The organism is Pseudomonas maumuensis (genome assembly GCF_019139675.1).
Lineage (GTDB): Bacteria > Pseudomonadota > Gammaproteobacteria > Pseudomonadales > Pseudomonadaceae > Aquipseudomonas > Aquipseudomonas maumuensis.
In genome coordinates this window covers 1,118,783-1,131,641 of record NZ_CP077077.1, presented here as the reverse complement: position 1 = coordinate 1,131,641, position 12,859 = coordinate 1,118,783, and the positions used below count along the sequence as shown (strand labels likewise).

Here is a 12,859-nt window from a genome sequence, read left to right as displayed (position 1 = left end):
TCAGTGGATTCCGTAGGCAGGTTTGCGATCCGTGATTTCCGTGCGCGCGACCAGCTCGCTGGCCGCGGGCGCCTGGCGGTTCAGCAGGCGCTCGGTACGCGGGTATTGGCCGTACTCGGCGATGAAACTCAGCAGTTCGGTGTAGGTGCGCCCGCTGTGGCGCAAGGCCGCGTCGCGCAGTGTCTGGGGCAGACGCGGATCCTGGCTGGCCTGAAGCAGCCGCTGGTGCGCCGCGCACAGGTAGTCGGCGCTTTCATGCGGCTGGTTCAGGCGCAGGTGCAGGTCGGCCAGGTTGTGATGGGCGATGACCAGTGCGGCCACCGCCTCGTCGACGTCATGCCAGCGTTCGAACAGCACCTGGGCCAAGGCCAGCGCTTGCAGGTAGTGTTCCCGGGCGTCGACCAGCTCACCCTGCTCGAACAGGCGGTTTGCATCTTGGGTGGTGCGTTTCCAATGCTGCATGACGTGCCTCCTGGGCGGCCCGGGCTCAGATGCCGCCAGCGGTGAGTTTTTCCGGATCCAGCAGCGCTTCGAGCTGGTCACGCGACAGGTCGGTGTGCTCCAGCGCCACATCGATGATCGGACGCCCTTGCTTGTAGGCGGTCTTGGCGATCTCGGCGGCCTTGAGGTAGCCGATGATCGGGTTGAGCGCGGTGACCAGGATCGGGTTGCGCGACAGCGCTTCCTTGAGCTTGGCCTCATTGACCTTGAAGCTGGCAATCGCCTTGTCGGCCAGCAAACGGCTGACGTTGGCCATCAGCTCGATGCTCTCCAGCAGGTTGCGGGCGATTACCGGCAACATCACGTTGAGCTCGAAGTTGCCCGACTGGCCGGCCACGGCGATGGTCGCGTCGTTGCCGATCACCTGGGCGGCGACCATCGCGGTGGCCTCCGGGATCACCGGGTTGACCTTGCCCGGCATGATCGAAGAGCCTGGTTGCAGACCCTGCAGCTCGATTTCACCAAGGCCGGCGAGCGGGCCGGAGTTCATCCAGCGCAAGTCGTTGGCGATCTTCATCAGCGCCACGGCAGCCGTCTTGAGCTGGCCCGACAGCGCCACCGCGGTGTCCTGGGAGCCGATCAGGGCAAACAGGTTCTCGCCGGGGGTGAACTCGACCTGGGTCAAGCCACTCAACTGGCGGGCAAAGCCTGCGGCGAACTGTGGGTGGGCATTGATCCCGGTGCCCACGGCCGTGCCGCCCTGGGCCAGCGCTTGCAGGCTCGGCAACGTGGCTTCGATATGCGCCTGGGCACCCTTGATCTGGGCGGCCCAGCCACCGAGCACCTGGCTCATGCGTACCGGCATCGCGTCCATCAAATGGGTGCGGCCAGTCTTCACATGCTTATGCACCTCGACTGCCTTGGCCTCGATCACCTGGGTGAGGTGGCGCAAGGCCGGCAGCAACTGCTCGTGCAAGGCCAGGGCGGCGCTAACGTGGATGGTGGTGGGGATGATGTCGTTGCTGCTCTGGCCACAGTTGACGTGGTCATTGGCATTGACCGGCTCGCCCAGCACATGGCTGGCCAGGGTCGCGATGACCTCGTTGGCGTTCATATTCGAGCTGGTGCCGGAGCCGGTCTGGAACACGTCCACCGGGAAGTGCTGGATGAAATCCCCGGCCAGCAGTTGCTCCACCGCCTTGACGATGGCCTCGCCCTGCCCTGCGCTGAGCTGTTCCAGCTCGACGTTGGCCTTGGCCGCAGCGGCTTTGGCCAGCAGCAAGGCGCGGATGAACTGGGCGGGCATCGGCTTGCCGCTGACCGGAAAGTTGTCGACCGCGCGCTGGGTCTGGGCACCGTACAGGGCCTGGGCCGGCACCTGCAGTTCGCCCATGCTGTCACGCTCGATACGGGTATCACTCATCTTCAAGTCCTTGCATCAGTTCTTCGGGAGAAATCGACGGCAGCAGCACGCTGTTGGCGAGCTGCATTGCATAGGGCTGCCAGCGCTGGTTCTGTTCGCGCCGATCGAGGTTGCGCAGGTCCAGCAAGGGCCGCCAAGCCTGATCCAGGCACAGGCAGCGCCAATGCCAAGGCAACATGCGATCGTTAGCGGTATCCAGCAGCAGACGGAAGGCGGTCAGCGCCACCGTCCACGGCGAGGTTTCGGTGCAGCACACCAGGTAGCGGCCTTCGGCCAGGTAGTGCTCGATCAGGCGCGGCTCGTCGGGTTCGAGCGCGCAACGGATGCGCCGGCTGAGCCAGCGCCAGTTTTCCAGGTAGGGCAGTTCGTGGAGGACGGGTTTCATGAACATCATCGCCGGGTTACTGGATAATGATATTCATTATTAAGTGATAAATAGAATCAGTTCAAGTGAGACGATAGGCAAAACAAACCCGGCGCGATGGCCGGGTCGTTTGCGTGACAGCAGCGATGGGTGGCGTGGGAGTGGGCTTGCCCCGCGATGATCTCAAGGAAAATCGCGGGGCAAACCCGCGCCCACAACCCTCAACTCCCTGCGACGGTCATCCGCTCGATCAGCACCGAACCACTGTGGATGTTGCTACGGGTCTCGATATCGCTGCCGACCGCCACGATCTGCTGGAACATGTCCTTCATGTTGCCGGCGATGGTGACCTCTTGAACCGGGAACTGGATCTCGCCGTTCTCGACCCAGAAGCCCGCCGCGCCACGGGAATAGTCACCCGTGACCATGTTCAGGCCATGCCCCATCAATTCGGTGACCAGTAGGCCACGGCCCATGCGCCGGATCAGTGCGGCCTGGTCTTCCACGCCGTGGGTCACGAACAGGTTATGCACGCCACCTGAGTTGGCGGTGCTCGGCAAACCCAGCTTGCGCCCGGAATAGGTGCCCAGGATGTACGACACCAGCTCGCCTTTGTCGACGAACGGCTTGGCATAGGTGGCCAGGCCGTCGCCATCAAACGCCGCGCTGCCCAGCGCACGCGGGATGTGCGGCCGCTCGTCGAGGGTCAGCCAGGTGGGGAACAGGCGCTGGCCGAGGGTACCCTCGAGGAACGACGACTTGCGGTACAGATTGCCGCCGGAAATGGCCGACAGGAAGCTGCCGAAAAGGCCGCCGGCCAGTTCAGCCGAGAACAGCACCGGCACCTCGCAGGTCGGGACCGGACGGGCACCCAGGCGGCTTGCCGCGCGCTGCGCGGCACGCAGGCCGATGCTACGCGGGTCGGCCAGCAGCTGGCCCTGGCGATTGACGTCGTACCAATAGTCACGCTGCATCTGCCCATCGGCTTCGGCGATCATTACGCAGCTCAGGCTGTGACGGGTTGAGGCGTAGCCACCGATAAAACCATGGCTGTTGCCGTACACCCGCACACCCTGATGGGTATTGAGCGTGGTGCCGTCGGCGTTGCTGATGCGCTTGTCGGCATCGAACGCCGCCGCCTCGCAGGTCAACGCCATCTCGATGGCTTTCTCCGGCTCGATGTCCCAGTCATGGTAGAGGTCCAGGTCGGGGATCTCACGGGCCATCAACGCGGCATCGGCCAGCCCCGAGCAAGTGTCCTCGGAGGTATGTTTCGCGATTGCCAGCGCGGCTGCGACCGTCTCGCGGATTGCCTCAGGGCCGCTGGCCGAGGTGCTGGCCGAACCCTTGCGCTGACCTACGTAAAGGGTGATGCCGAAGCCTTGGTCGCGATTGAACTCGACCGTCTCGACTTCGCGCTGGCGCACCGTGGTGGACAGGCCTTGCTCCAGCGACACCGCCACTTCGCAGGCGCTGGCGCCCTGGCGGCGCGCCTCGGCGACGATCGCCTCGACCTGCTCCTGCAACGCCGGCAGGTCCTTGGGGCCTACGCTCTGGACTGCACTCATGGTTTTCTCCACTGAAAATTCTGCGTACGGCTTGGGTCATTCTACGACCGGGCCGGACAAGCGGCCCCCGACTGGTTATCATGGCGGCGATTTCTTGCGGACGGCCCCCATGATTGATTCTTACGACGACGCCTTCGATGGCGAAAAAAGCAAAACCCAGATCAAGCGCGAGCTGCATGCGCTGGTCGAACTCGGTGAACGCCTCACCACCCTCAAGGCCGACACCCTGGCCCGCCTGCCGCTGACCGACGAGCTGCGCAAGGCGCTGGACGAGGCCAGCAAGCACACCGCCCACGGCGCCCGCAAACGCCACATGTCGTTCGTCGGCAAGCTGATGCGCGTGCAGGACCTGGACGCCATCCATGCCGTGCTCGAGCAGATCGACAGCTCCAGCCGCCAGTACAACGAGCGCTTCCACGGCCTCGAGCGCTGGCGCGATCGCCTGATCGACGGTAACGACGAAGACCTCGAGCGCTTCGTCAACGAGTTCCCCGACACCGATCGTCAGCACCTGCGCTCGCTGATCCGTCATGCCCAGCATGAAAAGGCGCGGAACAAGCCGCCTGCCGCTGCGCGTAAAGTGTTCAAGTACATCCGCGACCTCGACGAAACCCAGCGCGGGTTGCGTTAAAGCCATCGCGGGGCAAGTCGCATCGGCGCACCGCCGCTCCCACGCAGCCTTCGCAGGCATCTGTTGGAGCGGCGGTGCGACTTGCCCCGCGATCATTGATCAAGCCCCTGTACCACCGACAGTGATGGCATCCAGCTTCAGGGTCGGCTGGCCAACGCCCACCGGCACCGACTGCCCATCCTTGCCGCACGTGCCCACGCCGCTGTCCAGCGCCAGGTCGTTGCCGACCATCGACACACCACGCATCGCTTCCGGACCATTGCCGATCAAGGTCGCGCCCTTTACCGGCGCGGTGATCTTGCCGTCCTCGATCAGGTAGGCCTCGCTGGTGGAGAACACGAACTTGCCGCTGGTGATATCCACCTGGCCACCACCAAGGTTGGCGCAGTAGATGCCTTTCTTCACCGACCGGATGATTTCCTCGGGGTCGCTGTCGCCGGCACGCATGTAGGTGTTGGTCATGCGCGGCATCGGCAGGTGCGCGTAGGATTCGCGTCGGCCGTTGCCAGTCACGGCCATGCCCATCAGGCGAGCATTGAGCTTGTCCTGCATGTAGCCCTTGAGGATGCCGTTCTCGATCAGCGTGGTGCACTCGGTCGGCGTGCCTTCGTCATCGACGCTGAGCGAGCCACGACGGCCTTCGAGGGTGCCGTCGTCGACGATGGTGCACAGGCTCGAAGCCACCTTTTCACCGATACGACCACTGAACGCCGAGCTGCCCTTGCGGTTGAAGTCGCCTTCCAGGCCGTGGCCGACCGCCTCGTGCAGCAGCACGCCGGACCAACCCGGGCCCAGCACCACCGGCAGCGTGCCGGCCGGAGCGGGAATCGCCTCGAGGTTGACCAGCGCCTGGCGCAGCGCCTCACGGGCGTAGCCCATCACCCGCTCTTCACTGAAATAGCGATAGTCGGTGCGCCCACCGCCGCCCTGCCCGCCACGCTCGCGACGACCATTGTGCTCGACGATCACGCTGACGTTGAAGCGCACCAGCGGACGCACGTCGGCGGCCAGGCTGCCATCGGCGGCGGCCACCAGGATGCGTTCCCAGACCCCGGCCATGCTCACGCTGACCTGCTGGATGCGCGGATCGAGGGCACGGGTGGCGGCATCGACGCGCTTGAGCAGCTCGACCTTCTCGGCGCGGGTCAGTACATCCAGGGGGTTGTCAGGCGCGTACAGGGCGGTCACGTCCTGGCTGCGGAAGGCTTGCACCGTGCCGTTCTGCCCAGCGCGGGAGATCGAGCGGGCGGCACGCGCCGCCGAAGTCAGGGCTTCGAGGTTGATCGCATTGCTGTAGGCAAAGCCGGTCTTCTCGCCGGACTGGGCACGCACGCCCACGCCCTGGTCGAGGTTGAAGCTGCCCTCTTTGACGATGCCGTCCTCCAGTGCCCAGGTTTCCGAGATCTGGCCCTGGAAATACAGGTCGGCGGCATCGATGCCGGGACCGGCCAACTCGCCCAGCACCGCCTGCAGGCTGTCGAGGGTCAACCCGCCCGGGGCCAGGAGCTGCTCACTGACGGTGGATAACATCTGGCTCATAGTCACTCCGAGGTATGCGCAGGCCGCAAGGCGTCCTGCGAGAAAAAGCGCCGGTGCGTTGTTACCGGCATGCGCGCCCGGATGGACGCCTGTTCTTCAATATCGCGCGTGGCGAGCAACACCGCCTCGCCCCGCGCCTGTTGCGCGACGATCCGCCCCCAGGGGTCGACGATCGCCGCCTGGCCGTGGGTTTCCCGCGGCCCCGGATGCAAGCCGCCCTGGGCGGCCGCCAATACATAGCACTGGGTCTCGATGGCCCGTGCGCGAATCAGCACTTCCCAGTGCGCCGCGCCGGTCACCGCGGTGAACGCCGCCGGCGCGCTGATCAGTTCAGCCCCGGCGGCGCGCAGGGCGCTGTAAAGCTCAGGGAAGCGCAGGTCGTAGCACACCGACAGGCCAAGGCGCCCCACCGGCGTATCGGCCACCACCACCTGGCTACCGTGGGCGTAGTCGTCCGACTCGCGGTAGCGACCGCGATTGTCGGCCACGTCCACATCGAACAAGTGCAGCTTGTCGTAGCGAGCGGCGATCTCACCGTGCTCGTCGATCAGCAGCGAGCAGGCATGGGCCTTTGACTCAGGCTGGCCGACCGGCGGCAACGGCAAAGTACCGGCAACTATCCATAACCTGAGGTCGCGGGCGGTGCGTTTCAACCAGGGCAGGATCGGCCCTTCGCCCAGCGCCTCGGCCCGACCAATGGCCGCAGCGTCGCGGCGGCCCATGGCGGCGAAGTTTTCCGGCAGCACGGCCAGACGCGCGCCTCCGACGGCGGCCTGCTCGAGCAGCGCCGTGGCACGTTGCAGGTTGGCCAGCACATCGTCCTGGCTGACCATCTGGATCACTGCTGACGTCATGACCACCCCGGGGTTACTTGTCGAAAGGTTTCACAAAGGTGATTTTAGGCTCTTTGACCGGACCTTCGACGCGATAGTGAACACTGGCGAAGCGCGCCACCCGGTCACCGATCAGGCGATCGACCAGGAACAGCGCGCCACCGACCGCTGGCGCACCGACGATCAAGGCCGCCAACGGCAGGTTGTTGGTGACCGGCAACGTCACCAGCAACTTGGCATCGACCCGATCACGGACGAAGTCCATGGTGCCGTCGAGCTCGAAATTGCTCGAAGGGCCGGTGACGGTGATCGGCTCACGCGTCACATAGACCCCTTCGCTAGCCACCAGCAGGCCTTTGACCCGATCGTAGGCCAGGCCCTTGCTGAACAGGTCGGAGAAGTCCAGGCGCAGGCGCCGGCCAATGGAATTGAAGTTGAGCAGCCCGAACACCCGCAAGGCCTGGGCGCTGCCCTCGACTTCGACGAACTGGCCGCTGCGCAGGGCCGCATCGAGGCTGCCCGAGTACCGATTGAGGCTGACCCAGGCCGGCGATCCCGGCCAGCGGCCATCCACATCCATGCGGAAGTCGCGGCTGGTGACGGTGGGGGCAAAGCCCCAGGCCTTGAGCACATCGCCCAGATTCTTACCGTCCACGCGGCCCTTGTACCAGCTGGACGTGCTCCCTGGCTCGCCTTCCCAGCCACCACTGCCGTCGATATGCAGCCCCTTGAGGTCCAGGTCGATATCGCTCATGGCCATACCCCTGGGGGTCTGGCGCAACTTCAGGGCAGCGCTGCCGAACAGGTCGTCGCCGCGGTACAGCTTGTCGATGGTCAGGTCCAGCGGCGGCGCCTTGCGCGGGTCGAACCCGGCCAAAGGATCCGGCGCATTCTCGGCCTGGGCCTCATTCGGGTCGGCTGGCGGCAGGCGCAGGCTCTGCAGACGGACGGTCATGGGTGTGGCCTTGGCATCGGGAATGCGTGCATTGCCGATGACTTCCTGGCTATCCAGGCGCAAGTCCCAGGCCGGACCACCACGCATCAGGCGGATCACCGCCTGGTTGAGGTCCATGCCGAACGCCTTGAGCTGACCGATGCTGAGGTCAACGCTCTGCAGGTTCTGCCGGGCGCTACCGCCCGGATCCTTGCCGGCGAGGCGCTCCATCTGCTGCTGCCAGGGGGCCAGGTCCAGCGTCTCGAGCCGGCCACGCACCCGCAGGCCCTGGCCGGAAGGCAAGCTGGCCTCGCCCGTGCCCAGCAACAGCTCGCCGCGCCCCTGGGCCAGCTTGTCGGCAGGCGCGGCATAAGCGAAGCGGGCCAGGTCCGCATAGCTGCCATCGATGCGCCGTTCCGGACCCTGCAGGGTCAGGCCGAAGCGGCTGTCACGGGTCTCTGCGGCGGCCTTGCCAAAAGGCGCCGGCAGATCGATGGCCAGGCCCTTGAGCGACGAATTCACGGTCAAGCGGTTGTCGCGGCTGCCCAGTGTCACTTGCAGTTGATACGGCAACTCGCCAGAAGCTGGCAGCGGCTGCGCATACTGCAACCAATCGGTCAGGGCCTTGAGGGCGACCTGGCCATTGGCGTTGATACGAGTCTGGATCTGGCCACCCTGCCCTTCGGCAGTGATTTGGGCGCTGACCGGCTTGCCAAAGGCGTGCAGGCTGATGTCCTTGCCGCTCAGGCCCTTGTCGAGATCGAAGCTGAAGTCGCCCTTCAGCTGGCTCAGTTCCAGGGCCGGTGGCGCCACTTTCAAGGTAGCGTCGGCGGTCGCGAAGTTCACCAGCACCTTGGGCCGCTGCCCGTGGGCCAGGGGTACATCGAGCTTGACCTTGCCCTTGAGCGGCCCCTCGCCTTCCCAACCGGCGAAGATCTCCCCCGTGCCGATGGGCGCTTCCTTGAGGATCTTCAGGCCATCGCCGAGGCTGCCGTCGAAATCTCCGTCAAGGATCAGATGACTGTGCTGATCGCCTTCGACATGGGGAATGTCGACGCTGACATCCGTGACCTTGGTGTCCAGCAGCAGCCCATGATGGGCCTGGATGCGTACACCGGTATCTTCGATATAGACATTACCGTCGACCTTTTGCACCTGCGGCCAGCCTGGTTGGAAATCCAGCGCCGCGTCATGCACCTTGAAGAACAGGCTGATATCGCGGGCATGGGGCGGCGCGTCATGGTGCAGCGACCCCTGGTACTGGAAGTAACCCTCGTCGACATTGCCCTTGACGATGGCGCTGCGCAGCCATTCGTCCAGGGCGGGGCTGAGCACTTCGGGCAGGTACTTGGCGGTGTAGCGGCCGTCGCCTTCGGTAAGGCCGACGCGCAGGTCCATGTAGTCTTCGTGGCCCGGCTGCAGGTGGATGCGAATAAGGAAGTCGGCGGCGATCTTGCCCTCGTCACCCAGCACCTTGATGTAGGGGGCGACCAGGGTGAAGGCCTCCTTGTCCAGGGTCCAGGCCAGGCGGGCATTGGCTTTCGGGTAATGCCAGGGTTTGCCGAAGATCGGGTACAGGTGCAGCATGAACGCCTGGGTATCCAGGCGCAGCTCGCCGTGTCCGAGGTCACCGCTGATCGCCCCGCTGACATTGCCGGCGGCCGGCGCGCCGTGATAAGCGTCGAAGCCGACCTTCTCCAGATTGGCGGCAAACTGCAGCCGTTGATCGCCCTCGGCCTTGGGTCGGATGTCCAGGCGCACGTTGCGCAGGGCGCCGGTGACCTTGAGCGCATCGACCACGGTCATCAGCTTGTCCGGCAATGGCGCCAGGGCATCGATCACCGGGGTCAGCGGGGTCAGGTCGAGGCGGTCCGCCTGCACCTGCCAGCTTTCCTCGGCCGGGTTCTGGCCCGGACGCTGTGCCAGTTGCAGGTGGGACTCCCAACGGCTCTTGCCAAGGCTCATGGCCAGTGAGTCGACGACGACGTCGAAGCCCTGGTCCCGGCGCTGGAACCATGCCGACAGGGCCAGGTTGTCCACGGTGATGGCCTTGCGCCCGGTGTAGGCGCCCTTGAGCTGCGGCGCATTGAGGCGAACCATCGCCTGCTGCAATTGCCCTTGCCGCCAGTCGATCCACAGCTCACCACCTGCGCGCAGCGCGCCGGCCTGCCATTGGCCCAGCAACTGCGGCGGCAGCCAGCGTGCCCAGTCGCTTTGCGGCAGGCTCAGGTAAGCCTGCACGCGCCCGTCGCGCCAGGCCTTGGCCGTGGCGCGGCTGTTCAGGCTAAGGGCCAGGGGCTGGCCATCGGGCAGCGTGGCGCGCAGGTCGAGGCTCTGGCGCGAGGCGCCTGCCTGCAAGCCAAGGCTGACGTAGGTGAGGGTCAGGGGGTCTCGTTGCCAGGGATGCAAGGTGACCTGGCTGTCGAAGGCATCGATTCGACCGAGTTGGCGTAGACGCTTGAGCGCATCCGCAGGATCCAGCGGCGCATCGTCCTTGTGCGGCAGGCCTTCCAAGGCCCAGCCGCCCTGCTCGTTCTCGCGCAGGATCAGTTGCAGCCCACTGAGCTGGATGCGCGCCAGGCGCACTTCACGCGCCTTGAGGCTGGCCCACAGGTCAGGCACCAGCTTGACGTCGTCCAGGCGCAGCGCCGAGGCGCCTTCGCCCAGTTGCAGGTCACGTACACGCAGCACCGGCGCCAAGCCGCTCCAGCGTCCTTCGAGCGCCCCGACATGCACGGGCATGCCCAAGGCCTGTTCGGCCTTGAGTTCGGCGTCTGCACGGTATTCGGCGACCAGAGGCACCAGTTGCCGACCGAGGCTGACATACAGCGCCACCAGCACCGCCAGCAGGGCGCAGATAACCAGCCCCCAGCGGGTCAAGGCGCTCAGAACGCGGGTCAGACGTTCCATGGCCGAGGCCCTCCAAGTCGTCCCTTAACTATGGCCGGTGTATAGCGCTTTGCCAGCCCGTCCATGGGGCGACCGCTGTTAGAAGGGGTCAGAGCAGCACCACATCGTATTGTTCCTGGGAATACATGGACTCCACCTGAAAGCGGATGGTTCGCCCGATGAACGCTTCTAGTTCGGCGACGTTGCCCGATTCTTCATCGAGCAGCCGATCCACCACCTTCTGGTTGGCCAGCACGCGATAGCCCTCGGCCTGGTAGGCACGGGCTTCACGGAGGATCTCGCGGAAAATTTCGTAACAGATCGTCTCGGGGGTCTTCAGCTTGCCGCGCCCCTGGCACGCCGCACAGGGTTCGCACAGCACCTGCTCGAGGCTTTCGCGGGTGCGCTTGCGGGTCATCTGCACCAGGCCCAGCTCGGTGATGCCGATGATGTTGGTCTTGGCATGATCACGCTCGAGCTGCTTCTCCAGGGTACGCAGGACCTGGCGCTGGTGCTCCTCGTCCTCCATGTCGATGAAGTCGATGATGATGATCCCGCCGATGTTGCGCAGGCGCAGTTGCCGGGCAATCGCGGTGGCCGCCTCGAGGTTGGTCTTGAAGATGGTCTCTTCAAGGTTGCGATGGCCGACGAACGCACCGGTGTTGACGTCGATGGTGGTCATTGCTTCCGCCGGGTCGACCACCAGGTAGCCGCCGGACTTGAGCGGCACCTTGCGCTCCAGGGCGCGCTGGATTTCGTCCTCCACCCCATACAGGTCGAAGATCGGCCGCTCGCCAGGGTAGTGCTCCAGGCGATCGGCGATCTCCGGCATCAATTCGGCCACGAACTGGGTGGTCTTCTGGAAGGTCTCCCGCGAGTCGATGCGGATCTTCTCGATCTTGGGGTTGACCAGGTCGCGCAAGGTCCGCAGCGCCAGGCCAAGGTCCTCGTAGATCACCACGGGCGCTCCGCAGGTCTTGATCTGCGAGCCGATCTGCTCCCACAGGCGGCGCAGGTAGCGGATGTCCTGGAGGATATCCTCCGCGCGGGCGCCCTCTGCGGCGGTGCGCAGGATGAACCCCCCGGCATCCTTCATGTCTTCCTGGGCCATGCAGTCGGTGACCACCTGCTTGAGGCGATCGCGCTCGGCTTCTTCCTCGATCTTGAGCGAGATGCCGACATGGCTGCTGCGCGGCATGTACACCAGGTAGCGCGACGGAATCGAAAGCTGGGTAGTCAGGCGTGCGCCCTTGCTGCCGATGGGATCCTTGGTGACCTGGACCACCAGTGCCTGGCCTTCATGAACCAGTGCGGTGATGGTCTCCACGGCCGAGCCTTCGCGCTGGGAGATTTCCGAGGCATGGATGAACGCCGCCCGCTCCAGGCCGATATCGACGAATGCCGCCTGCATGCCCGGCAACACCCGCACTACCTTGCCTTTGTAGATGTTGCCGACGATGCCACGCCGCTGGGTGCGCTCTACATGCACCTCCTGCAGGACTCCGTTCTCCACCACCGCCACGCGTGATTCCATCGGGGTGATGTTGATCAGGATCTCTTCACTCATGGCGCGCTCTCGTCAGTGGTCTGTGGTAATGATGGATTGCTGCGGCGTGGCTGGCTAGCGCTGTGCGGAACCCTCTTGCAGTTGCCAACATGGCACGCCGAATTGCTCGAGCAGTTCGGCGGTTTCACTCAGGGGCAATCCGACCACGGCCGAGTAGCTGCCCTCGATGCCGCTGACGAACACCGCGCCCAGGCCCTGGATGGCATAGCCACCGGCCTTGTCGACAGGTTCGCCGCTGTCCCAGTAGCGCAGCGCTTCCTCGAAGGAGATGGTGCGAAAACGCACGGTGGTGCTGACGCAGCGGCTGATACTGCGCTGGCCATCGGTCAGCGCCACGGCGGTAAGCACCTGGTGTTCGCGCTTGGAAAGGTCGCCGAGCATGGCCAACGCCTGCTCGCGACTCTCCGGCTTGCCGAGGATCTGGCCATCGAGCACCACGGTGGTGTCGGCGCCCAGTACCACCCCTGCGCCATCGATGTGGGCGAAGCCCGCCACGGCCTTGGCCTGGGCCAGGCGCTCGACGTAGGCTGCCGGCGCTTCGCCCGGCAACGGGGTTTCATCGATGGGTGCGCTGACGACGGTGAACGGCACACCGATCTGGGTCAGCAGTTCACGGCGGCGTGGCGAGCCGGAGGCCAGATACAGCTGGGTCATGTGGACATCTCCCTGT

At 65.1% G+C, this 12,859-nt stretch carries 10 protein-coding genes; 1 reads left to right on the top strand and 9 read right to left on the bottom strand.

The genetic code is table 11. From position 1 onward, the window contains the following. The 4 genes from KSS90_RS05255 to pmbA all read right to left on the bottom strand — a co-directional run bounded on the left by KSS90_RS05255 (position 1) and on the right by pmbA (position 3,796). A complete protein-coding gene (locus KSS90_RS05255) occupies positions 1–462 on the bottom strand; it encodes a DUF2753 family protein (protein WP_217868478.1) in 462 nt (153 codons plus the stop codon). A 25-nt stretch (positions 463–487) separates the two neighbouring features. Then, entirely contained in the window at positions 488–1,864 is a 1,377-nt protein-coding gene (locus KSS90_RS05250; RefSeq protein WP_217868477.1) for a class II fumarate hydratase, read from the bottom strand. After that, positions 1,857–2,258, bottom strand: coding sequence for a FagA protein (locus KSS90_RS05245; protein ID WP_217868476.1), 402 nt, complete (start codon positions 2,256–2,258; stop codon positions 1,857–1,859). Before KSS90_RS05245 ends, KSS90_RS05250 begins: the two co-directional genes overlap by 8 nt. 191 nt (positions 2,259–2,449) lie before the next feature. Further along, positions 2,450–3,796, bottom strand: a complete 1,347-nt coding sequence (gene pmbA, locus KSS90_RS05240) for a metalloprotease PmbA (RefSeq protein WP_217868475.1) — start codon at positions 3,794–3,796, stop codon at positions 2,450–2,452. Positions 3,797–3,905: 109 nt separating this feature from the next. Between pmbA and yjgA the strand changes: the two genes are divergently transcribed. Next, positions 3,906–4,427, top strand: coding sequence for a ribosome biogenesis factor YjgA (gene yjgA / locus KSS90_RS05235; RefSeq protein WP_217868474.1), 522 nt, complete (start codon positions 3,906–3,908; stop codon positions 4,425–4,427). 99 nt (positions 4,428–4,526) lie between these two features. Here the strand turns inward: yjgA and tldD are convergent, their stop codons facing one another. From tldD to KSS90_RS05210, 5 genes are all read right to left on the bottom strand, one after another. Further along, a complete protein-coding gene (tldD, locus tag KSS90_RS05230) occupies positions 4,527–5,966 on the bottom strand; it encodes a metalloprotease TldD (RefSeq protein ID WP_217868473.1) in 1,440 nt (479 codons plus the stop codon). 2 nt (positions 5,967–5,968) lie between these two features. Continuing rightward, the gene (locus KSS90_RS05225; RefSeq protein ID WP_217868472.1) at positions 5,969–6,820 is read right to left on the bottom strand and encodes a carbon-nitrogen hydrolase family protein; all 852 of its coding nucleotides are present in this window, start codon (positions 6,818–6,820) and stop codon (positions 5,969–5,971) included. Between the two features lie 13 nt (positions 6,821–6,833). Continuing rightward, a complete protein-coding gene (locus tag KSS90_RS05220; protein ID WP_217868471.1) occupies positions 6,834–10,643 on the bottom strand; it encodes a YhdP family protein in 3,810 nt (1,269 codons plus the stop codon). Between the two features lie 88 nt (positions 10,644–10,731). Beyond that, a complete protein-coding gene (rng, locus tag KSS90_RS05215; protein WP_046856978.1) occupies positions 10,732–12,189 on the bottom strand; it encodes a ribonuclease G in 1,458 nt (485 codons plus the stop codon). 54 nt (positions 12,190–12,243) lie between these two features. Continuing rightward, positions 12,244–12,843 (bottom strand): Maf family protein, encoded by a 600-nt coding sequence (locus tag KSS90_RS05210; RefSeq protein WP_217868470.1) that lies wholly within the window; start codon positions 12,841–12,843, stop codon positions 12,244–12,246. Between the last annotated feature and the right edge of the window lie 16 nt (positions 12,844–12,859).

Coding starts and splice junctions, on each gene's coding strand:
- KSS90_RS05210 (WP_217868470.1), bottom strand. CDS start 12,843: ATGACCCAGCTGTATCTGGCCTCCGGCTCGCCACGCCGCCGTGAACTG.
- KSS90_RS05225 (WP_217868472.1), bottom strand. CDS start 6,820: ATGACGTCAGCAGTGATCCAGATGGTCAGCCAGGACGATGTGCTGGCC.
- yjgA (WP_217868474.1), top strand. CDS start 3,906: ATGATTGATTCTTACGACGACGCCTTCGATGGCGAAAAAAGCAAAACC.
- rng (WP_046856978.1), bottom strand. CDS start 12,189: ATGAGTGAAGAGATCCTGATCAACATCACCCCGATGGAATCACGCGTG.
- tldD (WP_217868473.1), bottom strand. CDS start 5,966: ATGAGCCAGATGTTATCCACCGTCAGTGAGCAGCTCCTGGCCCCGGGC.
- KSS90_RS05220 (WP_217868471.1), bottom strand. CDS start 10,643: ATGGAACGTCTGACCCGCGTTCTGAGCGCCTTGACCCGCTGGGGGCTG.
- KSS90_RS05250 (WP_217868477.1), bottom strand. CDS start 1,864: ATGAGTGATACCCGTATCGAGCGTGACAGCATGGGCGAACTGCAGGTG.
- pmbA (WP_217868475.1), bottom strand. CDS start 3,796: ATGAGTGCAGTCCAGAGCGTAGGCCCCAAGGACCTGCCGGCGTTGCAG.
- KSS90_RS05255 (WP_217868478.1), bottom strand. CDS start 462: ATGCAGCATTGGAAACGCACCACCCAAGATGCAAACCGCCTGTTCGAG.
- KSS90_RS05245 (WP_217868476.1), bottom strand. CDS start 2,258: ATGATGTTCATGAAACCCGTCCTCCACGAACTGCCCTACCTGGAAAAC.